Origin of the sequence: Psychromonas ingrahamii 37 (assembly GCF_000015285.1) — a bacterium.
GTDB lineage: Bacteria > Pseudomonadota > Gammaproteobacteria > Enterobacterales > Psychromonadaceae > Psychromonas > Psychromonas ingrahamii.
The window spans coordinates 1,221,626-1,248,298 of the sequence record NC_008709.1; the positions used below are offsets into that span (position 1 = coordinate 1,221,626).

At 38.8% G+C, this 26,673-nt stretch carries 18 protein-coding genes; 7 read left to right on the top strand and 11 right to left on the bottom strand.

The window, feature by feature from the left end; genetic code table 11:
- Positions 1-203 precede the first annotated feature (203 nt).
- Positions 204-1,217, top strand: a complete 1,014-nt coding sequence (locus PING_RS05185; protein ID WP_011769376.1) for a LacI family DNA-binding transcriptional regulator — start codon at positions 204-206, stop codon at positions 1,215-1,217.
- Between the two features lie 148 nt (positions 1,218-1,365).
- Positions 1,366-3,003 (top strand): glycoside hydrolase family 32 protein, encoded by a 1,638-nt coding sequence (locus tag PING_RS05190; RefSeq protein WP_011769377.1) that lies wholly within the window; start codon positions 1,366-1,368, stop codon positions 3,001-3,003.
- A 221-nt stretch (positions 3,004-3,224) separates the two neighbouring features.
- On the opposite strand, the gene PING_RS05195 is transcribed toward PING_RS05190, so the two are convergent.
- Positions 3,225-3,551: an immunity 51 family protein gene (locus PING_RS05195; protein WP_011769378.1), complete on the bottom strand. Its 327-nt coding sequence runs from the start codon at positions 3,549-3,551 to the stop codon at positions 3,225-3,227.
- 372 nt (positions 3,552-3,923) lie between these two features.
- Here PING_RS05195 and PING_RS05200 point away from each other — a divergent pair, with 372 nt between their 5' ends.
- Entirely contained in the window at positions 3,924-5,303 is a 1,380-nt protein-coding gene (locus PING_RS05200; protein ID WP_011769379.1) for an ATP-binding cassette domain-containing protein, read from the top strand.
- A 494-nt stretch (positions 5,304-5,797) separates the two neighbouring features.
- Here PING_RS05200 and PING_RS05205 read toward each other — a convergent pair whose 3' ends face one another.
- Positions 5,798-6,268 carry a hypothetical protein gene (locus PING_RS05205; RefSeq protein ID WP_011769380.1) on the bottom strand — a complete coding sequence of 157 codons (471 nt, stop codon included), beginning with the start codon at positions 6,266-6,268 and terminating at the stop codon, positions 5,798-5,800.
- A 629-nt stretch (positions 6,269-6,897) separates the two neighbouring features.
- Between PING_RS05205 and PING_RS20445 the strand changes: the two genes are divergently transcribed.
- Entirely contained in the window at positions 6,898-7,074 is a 177-nt protein-coding gene (locus PING_RS20445) for a hypothetical protein (RefSeq protein ID WP_157035306.1), read from the top strand.
- A gap of 226 nt (positions 7,075-7,300) precedes the next feature.
- Here the strand turns inward: PING_RS20445 and PING_RS05210 are convergent, their stop codons facing one another.
- From PING_RS05210 to PING_RS05230, 5 genes are all read right to left on the bottom strand, one after another.
- A complete protein-coding gene (locus PING_RS05210; RefSeq protein WP_011769381.1) occupies positions 7,301-8,269 on the bottom strand; it encodes a GGDEF domain-containing response regulator in 969 nt (322 codons plus the stop codon).
- Positions 8,270-8,278: 9 nt separating this feature from the next.
- On the bottom strand, positions 8,279-13,003 hold the full coding sequence (locus PING_RS19380) for a transporter substrate-binding domain-containing protein (protein ID WP_011769382.1): 4,725 nt from the start codon (positions 13,001-13,003) through the stop codon (positions 8,279-8,281).
- Positions 13,004-14,023: 1,020 nt separating this feature from the next.
- Positions 14,024-14,776 (bottom strand): hypothetical protein, encoded by a 753-nt coding sequence (locus tag PING_RS05220; protein WP_011769383.1) that lies wholly within the window; start codon positions 14,774-14,776, stop codon positions 14,024-14,026.
- A gap of 96 nt (positions 14,777-14,872) precedes the next feature.
- Complete coding sequence (locus PING_RS05225) at positions 14,873-15,568, bottom strand: hypothetical protein (RefSeq protein WP_011769384.1); 696 nt, start codon at positions 15,566-15,568, stop codon at positions 14,873-14,875.
- Positions 15,569-16,454: 886 nt separating this feature from the next.
- A complete protein-coding gene (locus PING_RS05230; protein WP_041766927.1) occupies positions 16,455-17,024 on the bottom strand; it encodes a pseudouridine synthase in 570 nt (189 codons plus the stop codon).
- Between the two features lie 388 nt (positions 17,025-17,412).
- Between PING_RS05230 and PING_RS05235 the strand changes: the two genes are divergently transcribed.
- Positions 17,413-19,641, top strand: coding sequence for an NADP-dependent isocitrate dehydrogenase (locus tag PING_RS05235; RefSeq protein WP_011769386.1), 2,229 nt, complete (start codon positions 17,413-17,415; stop codon positions 19,639-19,641).
- 255 nt (positions 19,642-19,896) lie between these two features.
- Here PING_RS05235 and PING_RS05240 read toward each other — a convergent pair whose 3' ends face one another.
- The 4 genes from PING_RS05240 to PING_RS05250 all read right to left on the bottom strand — a co-directional run bounded on the left by PING_RS05240 (position 19,897) and on the right by PING_RS05250 (position 24,172).
- The gene (locus PING_RS05240; RefSeq protein ID WP_011769387.1) at positions 19,897-20,436 is read right to left on the bottom strand and encodes an MltR family transcriptional regulator; all 540 of its coding nucleotides are present in this window, start codon (positions 20,434-20,436) and stop codon (positions 19,897-19,899) included.
- 295 nt (positions 20,437-20,731) lie between these two features.
- Positions 20,732-22,141 (bottom strand): PTS mannitol transporter subunit IICBA, encoded by a 1,410-nt coding sequence (locus PING_RS05245; protein WP_011769388.1) that lies wholly within the window; start codon positions 22,139-22,141, stop codon positions 20,732-20,734.
- Between the two features lie 1,104 nt (positions 22,142-23,245).
- The gene (locus tag PING_RS21595; RefSeq protein WP_269571588.1) at positions 23,246-23,371 is read right to left on the bottom strand and encodes a hypothetical protein; all 126 of its coding nucleotides are present in this window, start codon (positions 23,369-23,371) and stop codon (positions 23,246-23,248) included.
- Between the two features lie 351 nt (positions 23,372-23,722).
- Positions 23,723-24,172: a YbaK/EbsC family protein gene (locus tag PING_RS05250; RefSeq protein ID WP_232279402.1), complete on the bottom strand. Its 450-nt coding sequence runs from the start codon at positions 24,170-24,172 to the stop codon at positions 23,723-23,725.
- A 250-nt stretch (positions 24,173-24,422) separates the two neighbouring features.
- On the opposite strand from PING_RS05250, the gene PING_RS05255 reads away from it, so the two are divergent.
- Both PING_RS05255 and PING_RS05260 read left to right on the top strand, forming a co-directional pair.
- Entirely contained in the window at positions 24,423-25,838 is a 1,416-nt protein-coding gene (locus PING_RS05255; RefSeq protein ID WP_011769390.1) for an ATP-binding protein, read from the top strand.
- Positions 25,839-25,841: 3 nt separating this feature from the next.
- Complete coding sequence (locus PING_RS05260) at positions 25,842-26,525, top strand: response regulator (protein WP_011769391.1); 684 nt, start codon at positions 25,842-25,844, stop codon at positions 26,523-26,525.
- Positions 26,526-26,673: the final 148 nt, after the last annotated feature.

The following is a 26,673-nucleotide window of genomic DNA, read 5'->3' on the forward strand; positions in this document are numbered from 1 at the left end:
AAAGGTTATTAATTGTTTTTTGGGAACGTTTGCTAAACGCATATTCAGGCAGCCATACGCTTTATTCAAGTGATACAGCTTGTAAGTGTGATGAATGTCATTATTTTTGCTTAAAAAGCAATCAAAAAAGCTACTTGTTACGCTTAACTTCTTATTTTTTGTTAACATACCTGCAAACGATCCCAAATTATAGGAAACAAGCCATGACAGGCCTGCATGACGTAGCAAAATTATCCGGGGTATCAAAATCGACCGTTTCTCGCGTGATTAATAATGAGTCCGGTGTGAAAGCGAGCACCAAAGAAAAGGTTCAGAAAGCAATCGACGCGTGCGGTTATATCGCAAATCAAGTTGCCAGGGATCTGCAATCTCAGAAAACCAATCTTATTGGCGTGATAGTCCCGCGTATGTATTCAAATGCGACTGCGAAAGGCCTTGATGGTCTAAGTTCGATTATTGATCAAGCGGGTAAGTACGTTTTATTGGCAAACAGTCAGCAAAATCACGCACAAGAGATTGAATATATAAAGCGTTTTAATCAAAAACGTGTTGAAGGAATATTACTTTACGCAACCCATTTAGATTCGGCATTGGTTGATGCGATCAAACAATCTAAAGCCCCCGTGGTATTAATCGGGCAGGACGGATCTCTGTTTAATATTCCCAGTGTCATTTACGATGATCTGAGTGTTGGTTTCAGCGCAGGGCAGAGACTGTTTGGCGCGGGCGCATCAAATATTGGTTTTATTGGGGTCAACAGTCAGGATATTGCTGTGGACCAGTGCCGTTTTGAAGGATTGAGACAAGCATTGCAGCATACAAAGCAGATCTCGCCACTTTTTCACAGCCGTGGCGCGTTTTCAATTGAATCTGGTTACCAGCAGACTAAACAGCTATTAATTGATTGGCCACAATTAGACGGTTTGTTTTGTGCGACAGACAGAATCGCAATAGGGGCAATGAAGGCAATCTCTGAATCGGGTAAAGTGCCGGGGAAAGAGATTAAAGTACTGGGAGTGGGTAATGACGAGTTAAGTCAAGTATCTACCCCAAGCTTATCAACATTTTCTTATGCATTTGATTTAACAGGAGAAAAGTCAGCTAATATGTTGTTGGATTTAATTGAAAATAAACAGTCAAGCGTCAGTAAACTGGTGATGAGCTTTGAAATTATCGATCGGGAAAGTTGTTACTTGTCAGAAAATAAAACGTCTTAGTTCGTTTATTGCGGGTTTGTATAAACAGCAATCAAAGATTTTTTTGTTTAAATAAAAAATCATCTTATTGCAAATATGCCTTTATTTTTATATTCTGCAAACGTTCCCATTTATATTTATACTTTTTATGAATTAATACAGGTGTTATATGTCGTTATTCTCAATTATTAAAGACTGTGGTGGTATTCATAATATCCAGCGTGTTCTTATCCCTGATTCGCGTATTATTATTGAGATTCATGAGTTTGAATTGTTATCTGCAGAGGCAAAACAACAAGCTTATAATTTAACTCTAAAGCAGGTGACTTATCAGCAAACTGTTATTGAAAATAAAGATGAATTTGGGGCGCAACTATTAGAGATTGGCCAGCTAATCAGTGATCAACAGCGGCAGGACATTACGCCTTATACAGCGCCCGTTGAATGTGAGTTTCGTCCCGACTGGCATATCTCGCCCCCACAAGGTTTGTTAAACGATCCGAATGGTTTTATTTATCACCAAGGACAATATCACCTTTTTTATCAGTGGTACCCCTATACTTGTGTACACAAAGATAAGTATTGGGCGCATTTAACCAGCAAAGATTTAGTGAACTGGCAGTGGCAACCAGTTGCTTTAACGCCCTCGGACTGGTTTGACAGCTACGGTGTTTTTTCAGGTCACGCGATTAGTCAGGATGATCTGTTAATGTTGTTTTATACCGGCAATGTGCGTATTGGTGAGCAGCGAGACAGACACACCACCCAATGTTTGGCCACTTCAACGGATGGTATTCACTTTACTAAACAGGGCCCGGTTGTGCCTGAATTGCCACCGGGGGTGACACCGCATTGCCGCGATCCCAAAGTTATCCGTCATAATGACCGTTGGTTAATGTTGCTGGGTGTACAGCGTGAAGATGAAATTGGCCGTTTAGCGATTTACCACTCGGAGGATCTCAAAACCTGGACATTTATTGCCCTGTGTGGTGACGAGTTGGGTGATTTTGGTTATATGTGGGAATGCCCTGATTTTTTCACCTTAAACCAGCAAGACTTTATTGTTATTGGCCCGCAGGGCATTAGATCGCCTGATAAGAGCCATACCGCCCCGCATCACAACGGTATTGTCAAAGCGCAACTGGAGACAAGCGGCAAAGCCCTGTTATCTGATTTTCAACCTTTAGATTATGGTTTTGATTTTTATGCCCCGCAATCATTAGAGACCCCCGACGGGCGAAGAATTATGTGTGCCTGGATGGGGTTGCCCGATGAAATCGATCATCCGAGCGCCGACAATGGTTGGGTACATCAATTAACCACAATGCGGGAATTATCCTATGACAATGGTGCGTTAATCCAAAAACCCATTAAAGAGTTGGCAACGCTTCGTCATACGCCGATTGTGCTATCGAAAGATGAAACTTCTTTTGATTTGCACAGTAAAGCATTTGAGCTGCAAGTTTCAATGCAGTGGGGCAGTGTTTTACGTTTACACCAGTCTGAGTCCGGTTATTGTGAAATTCGTCTAGATTCAGCATCGCGTCGATTATATATTGATCGCAGTAATACCCTGATACGCGAAGGAGATACCGTGCGTGAAATGTCTTTGGCCGAATCTGATTCGGTTCAGCTGCACATATTCTCTGATACTTCGTCATTAGAGGTTTTTATTAATGAGGGGGAAGCGGTAATGTCAGCGCGTGTGTTTACCGATAAGAATTCCACACAGTTGAGCTTCGATGGAGATGTGCAGATACAGGCCTGCTGGTTATTAAATAAAGCAAGCGCTCCCTTCATATCTTAAAACACTTAATTTAAATGAGAATTAAAACGAGGATTTAATCATTCACTAAAAGGATTAAATTCTCGTTAAAATGCACCTGGAAAAGTTATTTTAATTTTTTTTTTGCGCGGCTGATAACAAGTAGATTCTAGTGAGGCCAGGCCTTTACTCAGTATTATTGTTATTATATCTTAAAATATTAATTTTCTAAGTGAGTGCTCCTAAAATCTGCCGGGTTCAAATTAGTACTTGGCATATTTTTCAATTTGTTCCTCTAATAGGGCGCGATCTTCATAAAATTCAGCAACCATTTCAGCAATTTCATGCAGTGCATCTTTATCTTCACTGCTAATACAAAACATATCCCTCTCTTTGCCAAATTTTATTTTTTTTAATATTTCTGGATTTTTTTCTAATAACATATTTTCTATCACTAATGCCCAGTCTTCTCCATCACCTAAAAAATCATGTGCTTCAAATGCCGTCCATTTCAGATCATTTAAAGTAAGGGTATGGACTCTTTGAAGGCTGGACAGAAAAAAAGGTTGGTAAGCGTTTGCGTGTTTCATAATATCTCTCTTAAATAACAAAAACTAGAAAACAGTAAAAACTCCTTTTATTTAAGGAATTTGGTCATTGGCTATCCTACATAATAGCTGATATTTTTAATGATGCTTACATCAAGATTTTGAATTTAAAAAGTAAGGACACCCGATTAAAGGGGAGCTTTTCTCTTTTTTGTGAAGATAAAAACAGGGGATATTTTATAAGGAGAAAATATCCGAATCTTAGCTAATTAATTTTCTTATTTTCAGGCGCTGGTGGTCATATTTTCCTTGGGTGTGGTGCGTCCATAGTTGTCCAGTCTTCCTCAATCAAATAGTTTGATATAAGATACCAAAGAAAACAAATAACCCCCTTTAAAAGAAACTGAATACGCTATGATAAATATTGTAAATTTTGAGCATAACAAGTTAACCATCAAAAACTGGCAACTACGTGAAAATGAAAATTGGTGTGTATTAGGCCGTAATGGCTCTGGAAAGCAGTATCTGAATCAGCTTTTAACCGGCGCGCTAGAGCCAACGAGTTTTGAACAATTACAATCACCTGATAAAGAGAAAGTAGGGATCATTTCATTTGAAATGCAGCAAGATACCTATGAGCAGACGCTTAAACTAGAAGCACCAGATGATATCGATGCAGACGATGTGGGCACTAAAGCAAAAAACTTTCTCCCAAAAGATAGATTGAATGATCCACTTATTAATGAATTTGGTTTAAGCCACCGACTTGAAACAAGGTATATTCAATTAAGCACAGGTGAAAGTAGAAAGCTTTTAATTCTACAAGCCATCTTTAGCGGCATTGAGCTTTTAGTCTGCGATAATCCTTTTGACAGCTTAGATAGCGAATCATGTGAAGCATTGTCCATTGCCTTAGAGCGCTTATCTAAGACAGGTGTGACTGTATTGCTGATGTTAAGTAACCGACAAGATATCCCTGTTTGGTGTCACAATATTGCCTTTATTGAACGAGGTCGATTTGATGTGATTGGTAAATTGGACAATATTGACACTAAAAATCAATTGGATGCTTTATTAAGTCCTGCAACTGATAAAACCAGTTGGCCAGAAAATATGCAAGAATTATCAGATTATAAGCATCCATATTTAGTTAAGCTTTCTAAAGGCACTGTTCATTATAATGGTGTCAATGTTTTTGAAAACTTAGATGTTGAAATAAAACCCTTGCAGCATACTTTGATAACTGGTGCTAACGGCAGTGGAAAATCAACCCTAATGCAGTTAATTACAGGGGATTGCCCACAATGTTATAGCAACGATATTCATGTACTTGGATATAAACGCGGTTCCGGTGAGGCTATTTGGGAAATTAAAAAACAGATGGGTATTGTGAGCTCAGAACTCCATCGACAATACAGAGTAAATGGTGACCTATTAACGGTTGTTCTTTCAGGGTTTTATGACTCTATTGGTGTTTACCAACAAACAACACCATACCAGATAAATATTGCTCGCCAGTGGTTAGATAAAATAGGGTTATTAACACACCAAAAGAGTTTATTTCAAAGCTTAAGCTATGGTGAACAACGGCTCGCATTAATTGCGCGAGCGTTAGTTAAATCGCCTTATTTATTAATTTTAGATGAGCCAACCCAAGGTTTAGATGAACTTAATAGGCATAGAGTACTTAACTTTTTAGAGCATTTAGCAACACAAAAACACAGTACAATGTTATTAGTAAGCCATCGTAAGGATGAGTTTTTATCCATATTTAAGCAACATATTAAGCTTTAAGGCGTGCATTACTATCGAACATACTTATGCAAAGGGTATAAGTATGTGGCCTTTGGCTATTCTATTTTTCGTTATTTTATTTGTTATGTTTCACTAATTCCGCTTTTGCTGCTGACGCTGGTTGGTAGGCTTTCGCTTGCTAGCTGATGGTTTTTATTCTTCGAGGGAGTTCCGCCCTTGACGGCGTGTTACTTTTCTTTCAACAGCAAAAGAAAAGTAACCAAAAGAATGCCGTTCCGACACGTTTTTTATTCTTGCACTGCCCAACCACTTTTTTACGCACCACCTCAGACATTACATCCCTGTACTGGCTGAGGTTAGAGAAAACATCCATGTTTTCTCTTGCTAAAGTGTTTGTTCAGCACAAGAAAAACGTACGGAAATTGCCTAGCCGCTACAGTCGGGTTATATGCTTGAAGAGGTGTGGGCTTTAGCTTTCAATTAAAAAAGTTTGCTGTCCAGTCTTTAGCTCTTATATGCGTGAGTTTGGACTCTCAATTAAAAAAGATTTGGATGTCCCATCTTTTGTTGTTTAATAATTCTTCAGCTTGTTCTAACTCACTTTCAAAAAATTCGGCCTGAACTAGTTGTTTCAATGAGACTAAATAACCGCCTTCAAAATCTTCTTTTGCAGCTTCGAAAATAGCTCCTAAGCGTTTTTTGATACTATATTCTGATTCCATTGAACTGGGTTTTTCACCTTCTATAAATGCCTTGAAGTGCTGTGAATTTTCACCGCATGCTATAACAAGAAGGTTTTTGACTTTTACTTTCCAACTAGTAAACATACCAGTATCGATAACCTCTCTTTGCCCAAGAGATCCAGTGACGATCTTCTTAGTTGATTCTAGGGTATCTAACTGTGCCCAGAGTTCTTTGAATCGTTGCTTTAATTTTTTGATGGGATTTAGCGATTGTGGAAAGGCGGGAAAGCTTGGACACTCACTTTTTTGTTGTGAATTCAAAATACTAGGTTCACCGAACCAATGCGGCTACGGAAATTTCCGTACGTTTTTCTTGCTCAATCAATTTCTTTAGCAAGTGGAAACATGGATGTTTCCACTAATTTCGGCTCTGCACATGGATGTGCTGTCCGGACTGGTACGTTAAGAAGAGATTTATTTAGTAAGATAAAAAAATGTCCCGGACGGCACTTTTTGGTTACTTTTTCTTGCTGTTGAGAAAAAGTAACACGCCGTCAAGGGCGGAAGACCAACGATAAAGACTACAACAAATGCTTAGAGCGAAAGCCTGCAAACCAATCAAATCGGCTATGTATATTCTACATTTCCAAGCAGCGCATGGGAACGAGTGAAAGTGTCACGCCGTCACAGGCGGAATACCAACAACTACAAGCGAAAGCCTGAAAACCAATCACATCAGCTAGGTTACAAACTCATTAAAGATTCTCGACTAAAGATCTCGAGAATGACGATGAGTAGTAGTTTATTTGTCGATTAAAACAACAAGTGAAAGCTAAAATACAGATGGGACAACCAAAGCTTTTTGTTTCTAAAGCACTAAACTAATGCGGCTAGGCAATTTCCGTACGTTTTTCTTGCTCAATCAATCTCTTTAGCAAGTGGAAACATGGATGTTTCCACTAAGTTCGGCTCTGCACATGGATGCTGTCCGGACTGGTGCGTTAAAAAGAAATTTATTTAGTAAGATAAAAAAACGTCCCGGACGGCACTCTTTTGGTTACTTTTCTCTTGCTGTTGAGAGAAAAGTAACACGCCGTCAAGGGCGGAAGACCAACGACGAAAGCTAAAATATCAGCTTGCAAGCGAAAGCCTGCAAACCAATCAAATCGGCTAGGTTACAAACTCATTAAAGATTCTCGACTAAAGATATCGAGAATGACGCTGAGGAGTAGTTTATTTGTCGATGAAAACAACAAGCGAAAGCTTACAGATAACCAGTACGGTATTCAAAAAAAGGTTTGGGGGTCCCATCTTTTGTTGTTCTCTAACCAAAATTCCAGTAAATCAACAGACTCATTTATCTCGTCTGTTTAAAAAAAAGCTACTCCCTGGCATTGATTTCGCTATTTTTTTGGTGGTCGCACAGACATCATTCACTTCCATGTACTCCTTGTAGATGCCATGTGCCAAATCAACACCTGCCAAACTGATTGACATTATCGGGAAGATCTGGCTTTCACCTTGGCGGTCAACAGACTGGATACACTTGATTTCTGCATCTTTGCTGGAATAAAACTTAATAACACCATGATCGAACCGTTGAATGATTTTTTCAGCAACTGTTTGAGTCAGGTCAGACGGCACAATCAGAACAAAGTCGTCCCCCCCAATATGACCGATAAATGCATCCTTGATATTTAGCTCACCGATAACATCTTGAAATACCTGGCAGGTAAACTTGATAACTTCATCCCCCAAAGCAAAGCCATATTTATCATTGAATGCTTTAAAATTGTCCAAATCAGAATAAATAACGCACAAATTTTCTTGGGTATCCAATGCACTTTTAATCTGTTTTGCAACACTGTTATTACCAGGAAGACCGGTATTGGGATTGGAATCAAGTGCTGTGTTGTATAGTCGTTTCAGTTCCTGCATGGCTTCCTGAAGTTTTAAATGATTTTTCACCCTGGCTTTAACGATCGCCGGACTAATTGGCTTGGTAATGTAATCCACCGCACCGACTTCTAAGCCCTTTGTTTCATCCCCAATATCGCTCATTGCCGATATGAAGATAACAGGAATATCGCAGGTGATGGGGTTAGATTTCAATTTCTGGCATACTTCAAAGCCATCCATTTCTGGCATTACAATATCCAGTAAGATAATATCAGGGGACATATTTTGAGCTAATTCAAGGGCTTTTTCACCATTAGTCGCAAAAAATGTTTTATATTCTGGTTTCAGCAGATCGATTAATACCTTAATATTATCTTTGATATCATCGACAATTAATACTTTTTGTTTTACTTTCTCAGGCATAATTACACCTTAAGTCGAAAGAGCAAGTGCACTGCACAGCTCTTTCAATTTTAGGGCTGCTTCTTCAAATTGTAAATCATTTACCAGATCCTCAATTTCTTCCAAGCTCTGTTGATGGTCAGCACCTATTATAGTCGCTAATTTTTTAACATTATCGATGGCATCAAGATCATTGTCCCGCAGGCAGGATGCCAATGAATCCAGGACAACTGGAAGAAGAGAACTATCAACAGGCGATGACGTCACGTTATAGTCCGGCCCTCTATTTCCAACCTTTTTCTCGCGCCCAAGCAATAGGGCAATGGAATGGGTCATGATGTTAGTTTCTTCCTCAAGCTTGTTCAGCAATCCATTGATTTCAGATTGCCAGTCCTGCTTAATGACTTGTTCTAATTCGCTTGTTAATGAAAATAGTGCTGTCGCCCCGATATTGCCACTGACCCCTTTATATGTATGGGCAAGATCCGCTGCTTTTTTGATTTCATTGCTCTCTAAGGCACTTCTTATCTGTTGAACTGTTTGAGAATGTATATCAACAAAAGCCAATAACAATGATTTATAAAGCTTTTTGTTTCCTCCTACCCGCTGAAGTCCTGTCACAATATCAATTCCACTGATCTCTTTCGGGATGTGAGTCTCATCTTTTTCAGGGGCGGCTGTAATGTTAGCTTTTTTCCTATCGCCAGGCTTAATCCACCTGCTGAGAGCCTCAAACAATTGTCTTGTATCAATGGGTTTGGTGACATAATCATTCATTCCTGCGGCAAGACATCTTTCTTTATCGCCTTCCATAGCATGGGCTGTCATGGCGATGATGGGTAAAACGGGAGAGCCATCGGTAGGCTGTAGATCAACCCGCGTTTTTTCCCATCTTCGAATTTTTTGAGTGGCTTCATAGCCATCTATTTCAGGCATTTGAACATCCATAAGCACTGCGTCGAATACGTGGCTTTTCACTGAGTTCACCGCTTCTCTCCCATTGGTCGCTGTTGTGACTAACAATCCCGCATTCTCCAGAAATTCTCTGGCCACCTGCCGGTTAATTTCATTGTCATCAACAAGCAATATTTTTGCACCCCCGATTGCATCCAACCTTGCCGAGTCTACTTTAATTTTTCTCTTCAGATTTTTATTGATATCATCCCTGTAACCAAAGACAGTCAGTATCGTCTCAACCAAAATTGAGCGGTTAACTGGTTTTAACACAAAAGAATCAAAGCCAACCTGTTTCGATTTTTGGCCAAGCAAACCATCCCTATCAGAGCCAGACATTAAAACCATTGGCATTTTGGGAATCGACGGATTTTCTTTTATCTTTTTAGCTGTTTCAATGCCATCTATTCCACCCATCTGCCAGTCAATGATAGCCAGGTCGACAGTGTTATTTCCAAGCGCATTTTCCAGTACCGATAGCGCTTTTTCTCCAGACTCTGTCGTAGTAACATTGAATTTTAGATGAATCAGCATCTTTTCTATTACCTTTAGCGTAACGGGATTATCGTCAACCACTAGGGCATGCAGGCCTCTCAGCGCAGGAGGTAGCAGTAATTTGTTATCTTCATTACTTTGACTGACGCCAAACTCAAGCTCAAAAGAAAAAACACTTCCTTTTCCCTGTTCACTTTCAATCCAGATCCTGCCATTCATTTCCTCAACCAATCGTTTGCAAATTGATAGGCCTAAACCTGTTCCGCCATGTTTTCTTGATGTCGAACCATCGGCCTGGGCAAAGGGCTCAAACAGGCTGGCAATCCTGTCTTTTGGAATCCCTAGACCTGTATCAGCGACTGAAAAAAGCAATCTCACCTGTTTGTCATCCTTTTCCAGGCAAGAAGCACAAATCGTAATCTGGCCCTTGTTGGTAAATTTGATGGCATTGTTAATCAAATTGGTGAATATCTGGCCTGTTCGTAGAGGATCACCGACAAGATGCCAGGGCACATCAGGATCAATGGAGGTAATCAACTCAATATTTTTTTCGGCCAGAGTGAAATAAAAGGTATTGGAGATATTATCCAGAACATCAAGCAAAGAAAATTCAATATTTTCCAGATCGAGTTTCCCTGCCTCGATTTTTGAAAAATCGAGAATACCGTTAATTATTCCCAATAAAGAATTGCCAGAAGAATGTATTTTTGAAAGATAATCTCTCAATTGGGGAGTCATATCCTGATTAAGGGATAGCTCAGATAAGCCAATAATGGCATTCATGGGTGTTCGAATCTCATGACTCATATTGGCCAGAAACTCACTTTTGGCCATATTGGCTTTATGGATGGCCCGATTCATCATTGTCAATCTGCGATTCCAATAGAAAATACCCAGCAGAACCGCAAGAAAGATCGCCAATATTTTCCAAAGCAGGGCGTAATCGAAGGTTTTTTCAAAGACGATGGAAACCCACTTATTATAGATATTTTGTCTTTCTGTGTCTGTTAAAGACCCAACCGCTTTCTGCATAATAGAAAATAACATCGTGTCATCATTGCGCACTGCGACAGACAGATCATTATTCAGATCAAACTTACCTGCGATCTTAATGTCAGTTATTCTTGATTGTTGAATTTTATAGCGGATGGCTGCCAGGGAAAATAGAAAGCCATAGGCCTCGCCCGAACGAACTTTTTTAAGACCCTCTTCGACAGAGGAAACTTCATCAATAATGATACCAGGATACTTATTCTTCAGTTTGTTTATATAGGCAAAGTCTTTAATACCCGTAAATCTTCTATTTAAAATTTTATTTATATCATCGATGAATAGCTCATCGTACCGGGTGGCAATAACAATGGGGGTCTGGAGGTAGGGCTCAGTAAAGTTGAGATATTCTTTTCTCTCTGTTGTTTCCTGCAGCAGAGATAGAATGTCACACTGATGCTGTTTCGAAATACTCAAGGTCTCGCTGAAATTTTTTGTTGGCACCAACTTGATATTTTTACCAATTCTCTGACTGATGATACTCATAAATTCAGCCGCCATACCCTCGTGGATGCCAGCCTTGCTGATTGACTCAAATGGCATCCAGTTTGGATTGGCACACATCAGAATCTCATTTCTATTTTCGAGGTAATGCTGTTCAGCTGAGGAGAGTGAAAGTTTATTTTCTTTCGAATCTATTACCTTCAAGTCGGTACTAAGCCAGCGATTTGTTATTATAGCCAACTGCTCCTCACTGATGCTATCCAGCCCTTTTTGCAGGATATTGTATAATATGTTTTTGTCAGTCCTAACACCGAAACGCAAATCTTCTTTTCCTATGCCTTCCAGCTCAAACTCGCCAGCAACTCGGATATTGCTAAGACCATATTTGCGAACTTGATAATTAATAACAGACAGACTTTGAATTAATGCGTCAATTTTTCCATAGGCCAAGGCCTTAGATTGATCTTCATAATTATCAAAACTGACAAGTTCCATTCCACCCATTTCGCGAAGTTCTTTTTCATAAAAGATAGCCTCCTGAATGCCCACTTTTTTCCCTTTGAGACTTTTTAAGCCTTGAAAATTTTTAAAGTCCTCTCTGGTAAATATAACCACGGGGATCTCATAATAAGGTGTGGTAAAAAGGGTAAATGATTCCCGTTCCTTTTTATAAGAAATGTCTGCAATGATATCGACCTCTTTTTTCTTGAATTTATTAAGGTTATTGCCCCAATGATCTACTTTTTGGACAAATTTAAGGCCGGTTTTTTTAGAAATGTGCAGTAGCAGATCGTTGACAAAACCCTTTACTTCACCGTTCTCCTGATATGTGAATGGGGCATAATCACTTATTAAGGCGATTGACGCTGTCGGATGGATTTTAAGATAGCCCTGTTCCTGTTCAGTTAATGTTATACGCGCACTTTCCGTGGTTGATTGCATAGTAAGCCATTTTTTTTTCAGCTGATATTTCTCTTGAAATGTCAGCGACTTCAAAGCCTTATCTAAGGAGCTCGCCAGAAGTGTCCAATCTTTTCGAACGCCGATACGATTATAAAAGTTTTCTCCCCCTAGAATCTTAGTTTCTCCAGAAATCGTGAGGTTGGGGATGTTGTACTCCAGAATGAGATGCTGCATCACGACTCCAATATCTATGGTGGCGTCTGCAGTCCCAAAAGCGACATCTTTTAGCGCATCAACATTGGTATCCACCAGATTAAGCTTTATAGCCGGGAAATTTTTTTCTAATAAATTTTGATACCAAAAACCTTTTACAATAGATACTGTGTGACCCTCCAGTTCTTTGAGATTTCTAAATGGCGTATTGGTTTTGCTGATAATATTAAGGGGATTTTTAATGGTAGGCAGGGTAAAATTCGCAAATTCTTTTCGATCCTCGGTTTCCACCATATTCCCTATGATATCTATCTCTTTGTTCTTCAACATTCCCATAAATTCATCCCAGGTGGGGCCGCTGATATATTCGATTTTGATGCCAAGCTTTTTTGCCAGAATATTCATTAAATCTATGCTGAATCCCTGGGGTTTCCCATCACGATAGAAATTAAACGGAATCCAGTTCTGTTCATTGTGGGCTCGGACAATAGGATGAACAGCAAGGAAGGAACGTTCTTCAACCGTCAATGACAAATTATCTCTGTCAGATTCGGGCACTACCTGACTGCCTGTGATTGGCGATTGTATATTGACTGCCGCAGTAGAAGTTTGCACGGCCTGTGACATTGATGGGTAAAAACAGATGCTAACGAGCAGGAACAAAAATACCACCAACCGATTTACTTTTTCTTTCATTTTTGTCCCTTCTAATTTTTTTCAATAATTCCAAGGCATAGATCAGCAGGAGGCAGTCCGAAAACAACATTCTTCTATTTATCCCCTGAAGAATTCTATTTTGCAGGCTTTTGTTTTCCAACAGAAATACCATAATTTATCATATCAGGGTTTCGAAATGATTTTTGTAAAAGATGTGCTCATAAAGATAACCACCGGTGAGTAAGTTGGTGTTGTTTTTGCTGCCTTTTTTAGCTAAAACCGCGACAAATGCATCGAGTCCGAATGCCGAAATTTGTTGAACGAAGCCACTCTGCGGCAGAAAAAAAACCAGTCTTGCAACTAATCTCTAAGTATGCTTAATAATGAACCATTTAACTCGGAGTCTACTATGAAAGCAAGCAAACAAAGTTATTTTCATACACTCTGTGCGCGTCACCTCAAACTATTGATATTACGAGGATTAAGTAACAGTACTATGGCTGGTTATTAGCGAGAAATACGCTGGATTTCAATTCACCGGCTTGGGATTTTTCGGCTAACGCTGGTGGGTAGGCCTTCGCTTGCTAGCACTTGTTGTAACTTTCATTGTTGGAAAAGGTTTGGCTATCCAGTCTTTCGTTGTGTCTAGTCTTTCGTTCTACAGCCAAAGAAAATACATATTGTCATTCTCGAGATCTTTAGTCGAGAATCTCTAATGAGTGTATAACTTAGCTGATTTGATTGGTTTGTAAGCCTTCGCTTGTGAGCTGATGGTTTTTATTCTTCGAGGGAGTTATGCTCTTTCAACAGCAAAAGAAAACAGGTCACGCAGAGCTTAGCCCGCTCGTGACACTATGCTGTCGCATAACTCACAGTCCGGTATACAGGGACGGCAGAGCCTTTCCCGCTCATAAGACTGAACTGCCGTTCAATTCGCCTAGACGTTTTTATCTTACTAAATAAATCTCTTTTTAACGCACCGGCTTGGACAGCACATCCCTGTGCAGAGCCGTGGGCTTTGGCGCTCAATTAAAAAAGGTTTGTATGTCCCATAATTCGTTATATGTATAGCTCGTACTTAACACTCGTTCTAAATTGCTTGTACTTCTCAAATAAGTCATCAGTTAAATTTATAATTTCAACTGCATGTTCGTTATATTTCCCTAAGGTATCTTCTTCTCCACCACGATCAGGATTAAGTTCAGGGTATAAACAATACCGCTGATTCTCCATAACGAGATGTGAAGGATGATGAAAAAAATGAGTTGCAGTCCAATTCATAACTGTTGATAACGATTGACCAAACTCAGTAAATTTTTTATTAAGATCGGCATTGATAAAGTCATATTCAGTTTCTTCTGAATAATAAACAAAATTTCTTAGCCTACTTTTATCGCTTGTGCTGTATGAGTGGTCATCGTTTAATGAGGATATATATTCAGTTAGAAAGTATTCTTCAAAGCCATCAGTTATTTTTTGAAATAGTTTTAAGTCATGTTCGCGAGCTAGAACTTTCCCCTCAGATTCACTATCAAATTTACCATTTACTTCGATTTTTGTTTTTTCTCTTTGTAAAAGAATATTATGAGTTAACCCCAAAGCTATCAGAACTATACCCACCAACGAGTCATATGCACCTAGGATTTGAAAATCAAACTCCTTTTTAAGCACTTCATTTAGAATGTTTTGAAAAATGGAAGACGAAGTGAGGCCAAGCCCAGTGATAATAACAGCCCAAGTAACTTTGTTAGAAAACTCAGGGAAAAATAATCTGAATACCTTTTCGATTTTTGACCAGTTAATAATAAACACTCCAATCTGATATACATATAACAAGGATGTGGAATTTCTTCATTTTAAGAAAAAGCACACGTTATCGAGATTTAATTTTCATTTAAAAACAATATATTAAAAATTTTCCTGCCTATTCATTTTTATATTAATTTCGGCAAGACGCAACAAAAGACCTTCTACCGCTACAAAGCTCTCATTAACATATTGTTCAGAGATAATTATTGTACTTGAGTATAAACTAAGACCTTTTGTACTCTTTATGGTGTTCAATAAGTTTTTACATGCACTTACAGAACAATGACGATATTGATCTAAATCACCTTCACTGTGAGCAAGGGCATTTCTTAATTTATTCAAAGTACAAATTTTTGACCAATGTTTTTCTATTTTATCCTCAGAAAAGTCTGCTTTGAAATGTTTTTGAAGGTACTCTTTAAATTTCGGGACTCCATAACCATTTATATTGACATATTCTTCAAAGCTTTCAGAAATTTGATATCTTTCAGATTTTTCTTTGCATATTTTTGCCATCAAATTTTCTAGCAATGAATAAGTGATCAGCAGAGTCGAAACACGATGAATTCTGTCAAAGAAATGCTCAAAGAAATGAAGTTCTAATTCAAGTTCTTCTTTCATTTCCTCATGTGGTTCTTGGCTTATCTGATTTAATAATTGATCTCTGTCTTGCTTATGACGTTCCTCAGAAGAATTAAAGTGATTTTTCACAACATTTATTCGATTACTTATAGTTTGAGATGTCGCAGAATGACTAAGAAAGTCATAGGGGTTTTTTGTATTTTTACTGAACATTGAAATAACACCTGATTAATATAATGTCTTATCAGACGTAAAATCCCGTGTTTCCACAAGAAATATAGCCATCAAATATTTGTGAAAAAATAAACATTACATGTTTTGAGGCTACTTATCAAATGGTTACATTTTGTAACAAGATTTAGCTATTGTGGTAAGGGGGATTATTCCGTATTTGCGGTGGAAACATGGAATCGAAATAATACAGCGGGGTGTATTAGTTTTGAAAATAGAGTAGGAGGTTGTGTTTTTTTCATTGGAAAAGGTTGTATACCCATTTTTTGTTATGAATTCAAAATACTAGGTTCACCAAACCAATGCGGTTAGGAAATTTCCGACCGTTTTTATTGCTCAATCAATCTCTTTAGCAAGTGGAAACATGGATGTTTCCACTAAGTTCGGCTCTGCACATGGATGTGCTGTCCGGACTGGTGCGTTAAAAAGAGATTTATTTAGTAAGATAAAAAAACGTCCCGGACGGCATTCTTTTGGTTACTTTTCTTTTGCTGTTGAAAGAGCATGACTCCCTCGAACTGCGAAACTGCGTTTCGGTTTCTCATCGTCTACACGCCATCAAGGGCGGAAGACCAACAAATAATGTTAAACCAAACGCTTACAAGCGAAAGCCTGCAAACCAATCACATCAACTAGGTTACAAACTCATTATAGAATGACGATGAGTAGTCTATTTGTCGACTAAAACAACAAGTGAAAGTCACACGCCGTCAGGGCGGAAGACCAACAAAAAAAGTTAAACCAAACGCTTACAAGCGAAAGCCTACAATCACACCAAATCAGCTAGGTTACAAACTCATTGAGAGAATGACGATGAGGTGTAGTTTATTTGTCGATCAAAACAACAAGTAAAAGCTAAACAGAAAACCTATAGCAATTTATATTGCCCATTATCAATATCATCAATTGTCCAATCACCAATCCGATAACGAATCAACCGTAAGGTTGGAAAACCAATATGCGCCGTCATACGCCGTACCTGACGATTACGGCCTTCACTAATAGTAATGCTTAACCAGGTAGTCGGAATATTGGCTCGTTCGCGAATAGGGGGTACACGCGCCCAAATAGCGGGCTGTTCCATTAACTCAATACCGGCCGGCAGGGTTAAACCATCTTTAAGATTAACGCCATCACGTAATTTTTGCAGATCCGCTTCAGTCGGTCTGCCTTCTACTTGTACCCAATAAGTTTTACTGGTTTTAGCGTTGGGTTCGGTGATCTTGGCTTGTAATTTACCATCATTGGTCAATAATAATAATCCCTCACTATCACGATCTAATCGACCGGCAGCATAGACCTCAGGAATATCAATATAGTCTTTTAATGTTTGACGATTGTCCTGATCAGTAAACTGACTTAATACATTAAAGGGTTTATTAAATAAAAGTATTTTGCGTGTTGCATCGCTTACGGGCGGCAGCTGTTGTGTATTTATTTTGTTTTTGACCGAAGGGTGCTTTGCTGCATTGCCTATTTTAGCTTTCGAAAACCAGATGGATTTTTTATTGGAATTTTTAGTTTTAACCACGAAAACACCTTAAAATAAATAAAAATGAATTGTAACAGAAGAGAGGTTTAATAGACAAAACAAGGGAAGCCATACTGCTTTGTCTATTATATAAAAGGGTCAATAAAGTTAAAATAGCGCGGTGGTTGTTGGATTATTTAACATTTTTCGTTATTATGATGCACGAAAATATCACTAAGTAACAAATCCACAACATTGTCACCCATGCGTTATAACTAATAAATCTGCTCTACGGTCCATTGTTTTAGTAGATAACTAGCCAATAAACATCTTAAAACTTGTTAAAGGAATAAATATGACTGATAAATCTGCAAAGATCATCTACACACAGACGGATGAAGCACCCGCACTTGCAACCTATTCTCTACTTCCCATTGTTAGTGCCTTTACACAGGCCGCAGATATAACAGTTGAAACGCGCGATATCTCTTTAGCTGCCCGTATTCTGGCTACTTTTCCTGATAATTTAAGTGCAGAACAAAAACAGGCCGATGCATTGACCGAATTGGGTGAGCTTGCTCAACAACCGCAGGCCAATATTATTAAATTGCCTAATGTGAGCGCTTCGGTTCCACAGCTTCATGCCGCAATTAAAGAATTACAATCACACGGTTTTGATATTCCAAACTACCCTGAAGACCCAAAAACCGAAGCAGAAAAAGAAGCAAAAGCCCGTTACGCAAAAGTATTAGGCAGTGCTGTAAATCCGGTTTTACGTGAAGGTAACTCAGACCGCCGTGTGGCTGATGCGGTTAAACAGTATGCACAGGATCATCCTCACCGTATGGGAGCTTGGTCTAAAGAGTCAAAATCACATGTTGCGGATATGTCCGAAGGTGATTTTTATGGCAGCGAACAGTCAGTTGTATTAAAGGAAGCTGATGATGTCAAAATTGAATTTACTTCTACTTCCGGTGCAGTCTCAGTATTAAAAGCATCAACACCCGTATTAAAAGATGAAGTCATTGATGCATCGGTAATGAGCTGTTCTGCATTACGTGATTTTTACGAAACACAAATGCAGGATGCCAAAGAGAATAACATTATGCTCTCGTTGCATCTTAAAGCGACCATGATGAAAGTATCCGATCCTGTTATGTTTGGTCATGCAGTGACGGTTTACTTTAAAGACGTGTTTGCTAAACACGCAGTGCTATTTGCCGAGTTAGGTGTTGATCCCCGTAACGGTCTGGGTGATGTTTACAGCAAAATAGCAAATTTACCCGCAGAACAAAAAGAGCAGATAGAAGCGGATATTCAAGAAGCTTATGCAACGGGTCCTGCGCTTGCAATGGTTGATTCAGACAAAGGAATCAGTAATTTACATGTACCAAGTGATGTGATTATTGATGCCTCTATGCCGGCTGCTATCCGTACTTCAGGGTGCATGTGGGGCTTAGACGGAAAACTTCATGATACTAAAGCGATGATTCCAGATCGTTGTTACTCAGGCATTTATCAAGAGACTATCTCTTTCTGTCGTGAACACGGTGCATTTGACCCTGCGACTATGGGTAATGTATCTAACGTAGGTTTAATGGCTCAAAAAGCCGAAGAGTACGGCTCGCACGATAAAACTTTTATTATTAAAGAAGCTGGTAGCGTTAAAGTGATTGATCAAGCGGGCAATACTTTAATGGAACATGCTGTTGAAGAAGGTGATATCTGGCGCATGTGTCAGGCTAAAGATATTCCAATTCAAGATTGGGTGCGTCTTGCGGTCAGCCGTGCCAGAGCAACCGGACAACCCGCTATTTTCTGGTTAGATGAAAAACGTGCTCACGATGGGAATCTCATCACTAAAGTAAATCATTACTTAAAAGATCACGATACAGATGGTTTGGATATTAGCATTTTATCGCCTATCGACGCGATTAAAATTACCCTGCAGCGTGTCTCAGAAGGTAAAAATACAATCTCTGTTACAGGGAATGTATTACGTGATTACCTAACCGATCTGTTCCCAATTCTAGAACTTGGTACCAGTGCGAAAATGCTTTCAATTGTTCCTCTTCTTGCTGGTGGTGGTTTATTTGAAACAGGTGCTGGTGGCAGTGCACCTAAACACGTTCAGCAGTTTATTGAAGAAGGGCATTTACGTTGGGATTCGATCGGTGAATTCTTAGCCATTGCTGTGTCCATTGAAGATATGGCAGAAAAAACAGGCAATAAGAAAGCCCTCGTTCTTGCAGAAACACTGCATGTAGCTAATGGAAAATTCTTAAAAGAAGACAGATCCCCATCACGTAAAGTCAAAGAAATTGATAACCGTGGTAGCCATTTCTATCTTGCAATGTATTGGGCAGAGGCACTTGCAGCACAGTCTAAAGATACTGAACTGCAGGCGAAATTTGCACCCCTTGCCAAAGTACTTACTGACAATGAAGAAAAGATTCTGGCTGAGTTAGCTGCAGCGCAGGGTACTCCAGTTGATTTAGGCGGTTACTTCCACACAGATCCGGTGAAAATGGCAGCAGCAATGCGTCCAAGCACAATATTAAATGCTGCACTGGCAACGCTTTAATTTTAGAATTAGGTTCTGCGAGGGACTTTCTTTAATTAAATGATCAGGGAAATCTGGTTTTGAGGTAAGTTGATATTTTTACCCTTTTAAAACGCTCGATGCACTGCATCGGGCGTTTTTTTTTAATGATCGATAAGGGTATTCAGAGTTTGAGTATGTTCTTTTACAGGGTATTTTAGTGTGGATTGTTCCACGCAGGAACATGCACTCCTTGCTAGATAACAGCGGAATATTCTTGCTACCTTGGAATAGTTTTTAACTTAATGAAGTATCTCTATGCAGTTCTTTTATGATTTCAGTGATGGCCAGAATCAATGACGACTTAATGACCTGTCTATTATGATCCAGTTTCATCTGCACTATAAAATGCGAACTTTCTTCTGGTTGATTATCATCTGCATTAATAGGAATCATTTCAGCCACTGCACTAATCGCATTTATGCGCTCAAATAGCAGAGGTGAAAGAAAATCTATTGATTCACCTTCGGACTGAACAAACGTTTTTAAGGCAATAAACTTCTCAATATCTTGATAGGCGTCCTGAGATAATAACCCTAACCCGTATAACAGTTTGATACGAATAGCTAACTGTGCCAATGGACCATCATTGTTTAATAAGGGCTCCACAGCATATTTCACCGCATAATCATCTTTTCTAAAAACATTTTGAATTAGAATATCAATGGCATCTTCAAACAGATCAAAACTGGCGGTAAAAAAAACATAAGCTGTTTCCGCTTCAGAAAGCGTTTCGACAATATCAATATCAAACTTTAGGCGAGAAAATGTTGGCATTATTTTTCTATCTAATGGTTAAATAAATGTCGTAAAGCAGGACTTCATCGCATGATTATTTAAGCTTTTCCAAGCCTGCTTGGCTTGTTTAACGGTCAGCAGTCGGTTGTAAATAATGCATCAGGGTTACTGCAATACATGCATCCGATAAAACTTACCAATAAAAAATGGCAAAAATGTATCGTTTTTATCATAAATATTTCCCTAAATATAAAAAAGGCTAGAAAATCTAGCCTTTAATATTTAGTCGCCTTGAGTCCCTGAAAGATAGGACCTTCAGGCTTTTTTGCTCAATCTAGCTTTTAGCCGATTTAAGATCTTTAACCAAATTGTCATACATCGCATTATCTAAGAAATTAGTTAATGAAATATGCTGTGCATTGGGCGCATGCTTACGTGCTCTGTCGGTTAAATCTTTATGAGTAACAACAATATCAACATCACCAGGCAAATCATTGATCGCAGTATTAATCACTTCAATATTTAAATTTGCAGCTTGCACTTTTTTGCGTAATAGACTTGCGCCCATTGCACTTGAACCCATACCTGCATCACAAGCAACAATGATTTTTTTAACGGCAGACATATCAACGCGGTCATTTCCTGTTGCTTGACCTTTAGCGCTTTGCTTCATGTCGCGCATTTGGTTTGCAGCTTCTTCTAGTGCAACTTCATCACCGGCAACCGTTTTTTGTGTTTTCATCAGAATAGATGCCACAACAAAAGAAACAGCGGCAGCAGCAGCAACAGATAGAAGAATACCCATATATGCGCCTTTAGGCGTCATGGCTAAAACAGCAAAGATAGAACCAGGAGATGCAGGAGAGATAAGACCGGCATCGAATAGAGTAAGAACGAATACGCCTGTCATACCACCTGCAATAACAGATAGGATAAGACGCGGATTCATCAATACATAAGGGAAGTAAATTTCATGGATACCACCAAAGAAGTGGATAATGACGGCACCAGGAGCTGTTTCTTTTGCAGAACCTTTACCGAACACCATGTAGGCTAAAAGAAGACCTAAACCTGGACCCGGGTTTGCTTCAATTAAGAAGAAAACAGATTGACCAAGAGACTCTGACTGCGCAATACCCAGCGGCGTGAAAATACCATGGTTAATCGCATTATTAAGGAACAAAATCTTTGCCGGTTCAACAAAAATAGAAGTCAAAGGAAGCAGGTTATTGACTACTAAAACATCAACACCAGCAGCAAGGGCTGTCGATAACATTTTAACAGCAGGACCAATCACTACGTAAGCAATAATCGCCAGCACCATACCAATAATACCGGATGAAAAGTTGTTAACCAACATTTCAAAACCACTTTTCACTTTACCGTGAATGGCAGCATCAAATTTCTTAATTGCCAGGCCGCCTAACGGACCAACAATCATCGCACCCATAAACATTGGAATATCTGTACCAACAATCACACCCATTGTCGCTATTGCACCTACAACGGCACCACGCTCTCCGGCTATAATTTTACCACCGGTATAACCAATTAAGAGCGGCAGCATATATTTGATCATCGGCCCAACCATGGTGGCTAATGTTTCGTTAGGTATCCACCCCGTTGGAATGAATAATGCGGTAATTAAACCCCATGCGATAAAGGCGCCAATATTTGGCATAACCATATTTGACAATAAGCGACCAAAGTTTTGTACTTTAATCTTGGATTGTGATGACAGCATAATTTGCTCCGAGTGTCTTCATTCACCCAAAATGGGTGAAATAATTAATGAGGTTGAAATTTCACGAGCAAAAGTACCACATTATTTTAAAAGCGAACGTCGTAAATAGCTATATGTGATATTGCTTACAAAAATACGTCAAAAAGAAAAATAGATGTAGATTCAGATCACAAATGGCATAGTAACTTTAAGACAAAACACATAATAATGGCTGGAGCAAATTAGTTTTTGATAAGTAGGTCACGATATAAGAAAACTATAAGGGCAGGCTGGGTGAGATGTAGATCACTAAAATAAAACAAAACCTTGAAATTACAAACTTTCCACATGGAAAAATGTAATTAAAATGGTTTTAAAACAGGCAGATCTCCCTCGCTTTAAATAAATGTAATTTTATTACACAATTAAAGCGTCGAGTGATTGCTTGATGATTTTGCCGAAGGCTGATTGATAATCAGTTATTACACACTTTCTACTACGTTATCGCCTGCTTAGGTAGAATAACGACACAGGGCAGACTCCACCTTGTATAATGCCCGCACAAATTGCTGCAAAAATGCACAGGAAAGGTCAATAGACGCTAATACGTTTGGTATTAATAAATGTAGCCGCCCGAGGAATATTTTTATCAGTGATCAAGAGAGAATGTAAACACTCTGTTCAATAGATTGAATCAACATGACAAATTAATTAATGGAATGGGTCTTATTTTATCGGTAGTGCGCACCGCAAGCAGTGTAAATACGTGTGCTGAGCGCACCCTACTGGCTTGTTCCATCGCCAATATATTGCACAAGTCAGGCAATTAAATTCGATAATTTAGCCAATTTTGCATTTAAAAATGATGTACATATCGTTGTTAAGGTTAGTCGAGGAGGGAATAACGTTAGGCATCAGATAGAAGAGGTTAAAACACTTTGCCAAAGGGATTGAGCAAATCTGGTCACTTAATTAATGCGTTTGGTATAAGAAAGAAAATGCTTGATTGATACATAGCCTAAGGTCTGTTTTTACAGAGTGGTGAAAACCTATTTTCACCACTTGTTTTTTAAGCAAAGAATACTTTTTTGTTTTTGTCTTTCTATTTTTTGGTTTTTATTCCTTTTATTTTTTGTCACTGCGTTTTATGAAATGGTACTTCATATAACCAGCAAAAACAGCGTTTAGCACTATCATGATCGTAAAAGTGACAACGACTGAGTTATCCATTAACACAGAAAAATAATCCATTTTAACCTCCTGCTTTTTACCTATAAAGTAGATGACGGCAGTCACCCGATTAAGTCCTTGTTGTATTAACTTAAGTCCTTATGAGCTTAAAGTAGTTGAAAAAATAATTAAAAATTTGATCTGACACAAGGTTGCTCTAGAAAGGAAAAAAACTTTCCTGCTAAGAGGAAGAGATCACGATTTATAAAGGCTGGGAATCAGAAAAACTCAGAATACAGGCTGGTGGTCAATAAAAAAATCAATAAATGTAATCGTTTTTGATCTTAAAAATGAATAATTTTGGTCTTATAGAAGCAATTAATGGACCCATTTTTCACTATTTTGTCAGGGTCCATCAGTAAAATATCAAGCTTAATGAAATAAGCGGTAGCTGAACTTCAGAGGCACAGAATACTGCATTAGTTTCTTAAATTCTTCCGGAGAAAGTTGTATTAAAGAAATATGATCACCGGCTTCCAAATATAAATTATCCTGGCGCATTAAAAACTCATCATAGACTCTGTTGATTTCATATGCCTGTGCGAGAGGCGGGACAGCACCATGTTTACAATCTTCAAAAATTTCGTAAATATGCGATTCTTTCATAAGGTGAAACTGGCGATTAAAATGTGTATTTAATGCATTTAAACTGATTTTATGACTAGCCGGTAAAATTGCCATCAACTTACCACCCTGAAGATCTTCAAGCATGATAGCTTTGACAAGTTGTGATGTTTTAATATGGGCTTGAATGGCAGAACTAAGGGAATTTTTGCTTGGTTTGTGTTGCAATAGCTGATACTTGATATGATTTTTATCCAAGTATTCTCTCACTTTGTTTGCAATGCTCATCGGAATATCCCCTCCATGAAAATGATATTAAAAGTATAGCTCAATGCAGACTACTGACGTAATGACATCAACTAAGTTAGCTTTTCAAGATGCTCTATTAACCAACACAGTAGCTAATAATAAAGAATTTACTTACCATAGGTTAAATCTTTTCAATGCCTCAATAAATATTGAGCGGTATAACACGAAGACTATAAATTAATTACTCAGGATAACCTCAATGCGTTTAACCCTTTTCCGTAAGTTATTTATCTCGTTGTTGCTGATTAGCTCTATCATGATGGTCGGCATGGCGCTGCTTATTAATAATAGTTTTCAAACCGGATTACAGAACTACCTTAACCACCGGGAAACAGAAGAAATGCAGGTTATTGCTGAAAAAATCAGCCAATATTACTCGCCTGAAAATGGCTGGAGAATGATTGAAGAACAGCCCTATTTATGGACCAATCTTTTAAGAAAAGTAGGAAATCATCCTGCCAGAGAAAGAGCTAATTCGCATAGAGATCGTCCTCCTCAAGAACAATTTTTAATAAACCCGCGCATTTTTCTATTAAATGTACAGGGGGAAGCGGTGCTGGATCGCGCCAGAAAAATGAAAGAGCGCAATGAAAGAGATCAGTTTATTAAAGTGCCCATTATATTGGATGAACAAAATATTGGCTGGATTGCGATTATACAAAAAGAGATTATCACGGGAAAATTAACCAAAATTTTCTTTAAACAGCAATTAAATAATTTTTACTGGATTGCCGCCTGGGCGGCGCTGTTTTCTTTTGTGGTTGCAGCTTTATTAGTGCGACATTTTCTTCAGCCTTTAAAGAATCTTGGCCTTAGTGTAAAGGCCTTACAAAGGGGGGATTTTAATTATCAAATCCCGGTGAAGGGACAGGATGAGTTAGCTGAATTATCAAAAACTTTTAATCATTTAACCAATACGCTTAAGCTGCAAAAAGTCTCTAGAGAGCAATGGATTGCGGATATCTCCCATGAATTACGCACACCTATTGCCGTTTTAGTCAGTGAAATAGAAGCTATTGAGGATGGTATTCGCAAACCTGAGCCTAAATATATTAAATCATTACATGAGCAGGTAATGAATCTCAGTCGCCTTGTTGATGATCTTTATCAATTATCACTTTCTGATGCAGGTGTGCTGACTAAAAATACAGAGCGGGTAAATTTAACCCGGTTGTTAGATAATATTGCAAATCAGAATGAATTACGATTAGCTGAAAAAAATATCCACCTGCAGCGTTGTTACGATTCCAGTAAAGCCACTCTGTTGCAGGCTGATCCTAACGCACTATCGCAGCTCATTTTAAATCTTTTTGAAAATAGTTATCGTTATACTGACCCGGATGGACAGCTTAAGCTTACTTTGTCGCAGCGCCTCAATAGGGTTGAATTGATTATCGAAGACAGTGCACCCGCCGTGCCCGATGATGCTCTGCCAAAACTCTTCGAGCGTTTATTTCGCGTTGATAAATCACGCAGCAGAGCCAATGGAGGCTCTGGTTTAGGTTTATCTATTTGCCAAAATATTGTTAAAGCACAGGGTGGGGAGATTGGTGCAGATCACTCACCTTTAGGCGGCCTTAAAATCAAAATAACCCTCCCTGCCAAGGATATTTAGAAGATGAATTATCAAGATAAAACGATTCTGATTGTTGAAGATGAACCGGCGCTCGCCAGCGTATTATGTGAGTACTTTATACAATCTGGATTTCAAACGCATATTATTGATAATGGATTGGAAGTCATCGACTGGGTTAAAAATTATCAGCCCGATTTGTTGATTCTGGATTTAATGTTACCTGGGCGTAACGGCCTTGATATTTATCGGGAGTTGCGCACTTTCAGTCAGGTACCCGTGGTGATGGCCACCGCAAGGATTGACGAAATTGATCGCCTTTTAGGATTGGAATTGGGGGCAGACGATTACATCTGCAAACCCTACAGTCCCAGAGAGGTGGTGATTAGAGTTAAAAATATTTTACGTCGTTCCAAGGAAGGAAACGGCACACTGCAGGGATATGCTGGATTGCAGATTGATGAACAAAAAATGATGGCTTCGCTTAATCAGCAGACGATTATTTTGACCCCGGCAGAGTTTCGTTTATTGTCAGTTTTTAATAAACATCCGGAACAGGTTTTTAGTCGCGAGCAATTAATGACCCAAATATACTCCGATGGCCGTATTGTAACTGACCGGACGATTGACAGTCATATCAAAAATTTACGTAAAAAAATGCAGGATGTTGCTCCGGAAAGTGAATGTATTAAATCTATTTACGGTATTGGTTACAAATTAACGCTATAGAAAAGGAGCGTTTATTAAAGTGCCTATTATATCCGATGAGTAATACCAAAAGAATTAATGAAGTGATCAATGATTGCGAAGGAAAAATGAGTACTAACAAGGCGTGAGTTGCATTCGATCGTTATTCTCCTTCACAAAATGGTATGGA

What these genes read in the sequence shown, in the direction of transcription:
- PING_RS05185 (WP_011769376.1), top strand. Translation starts at nt 204, where the DNA reads ATGACAGGCCTGCATGACGTAGCAAAATTATCCGGGGTATCAAAATCG.
- PING_RS05190 (WP_011769377.1), top strand. Translation starts at nt 1,366, where the DNA reads ATGTCGTTATTCTCAATTATTAAAGACTGTGGTGGTATTCATAATATC.
- PING_RS05195 (WP_011769378.1), bottom strand. Translation starts at nt 3,551, where the DNA reads ATGAAACACGCAAACGCTTACCAACCTTTTTTTCTGTCCAGCCTTCAA.
- PING_RS05200 (WP_011769379.1), top strand. Translation starts at nt 3,924, where the DNA reads ATGATAAATATTGTAAATTTTGAGCATAACAAGTTAACCATCAAAAAC.
- PING_RS20445 (WP_157035306.1), top strand. Translation starts at nt 6,898, where the DNA reads ATGTTTCCACTAAGTTCGGCTCTGCACATGGATGCTGTCCGGACTGGT.
- PING_RS05210 (WP_011769381.1), bottom strand. Translation starts at nt 8,269, where the DNA reads ATGCCTGAGAAAGTAAAACAAAAAGTATTAATTGTCGATGATATCAAA.
- PING_RS19380 (WP_011769382.1), bottom strand. Translation starts at nt 13,003, where the DNA reads ATGAAAGAAAAAGTAAATCGGTTGGTGGTATTTTTGTTCCTGCTCGTT.
- PING_RS05225 (WP_011769384.1), bottom strand. Translation starts at nt 15,568, where the DNA reads ATGTTCAGTAAAAATACAAAAAACCCCTATGACTTTCTTAGTCATTCT.
- PING_RS05235 (WP_011769386.1), top strand. Translation starts at nt 17,413, where the DNA reads ATGACTGATAAATCTGCAAAGATCATCTACACACAGACGGATGAAGCA.
- PING_RS05240 (WP_011769387.1), bottom strand. Translation starts at nt 20,436, where the DNA reads ATGCCAACATTTTCTCGCCTAAAGTTTGATATTGATATTGTCGAAACG.
- PING_RS05245 (WP_011769388.1), bottom strand. Translation starts at nt 22,141, where the DNA reads ATGCTGTCATCACAATCCAAGATTAAAGTACAAAACTTTGGTCGCTTA.
- PING_RS21595 (WP_269571588.1), bottom strand. Translation starts at nt 23,371, where the DNA reads ATGGATTATTTTTCTGTGTTAATGGATAACTCAGTCGTTGTCACTTTT.
- PING_RS05255 (WP_011769390.1), top strand. Translation starts at nt 24,423, where the DNA reads ATGCGTTTAACCCTTTTCCGTAAGTTATTTATCTCGTTGTTGCTGATT.
- PING_RS05260 (WP_011769391.1), top strand. Translation starts at nt 25,842, where the DNA reads ATGAATTATCAAGATAAAACGATTCTGATTGTTGAAGATGAACCGGCG.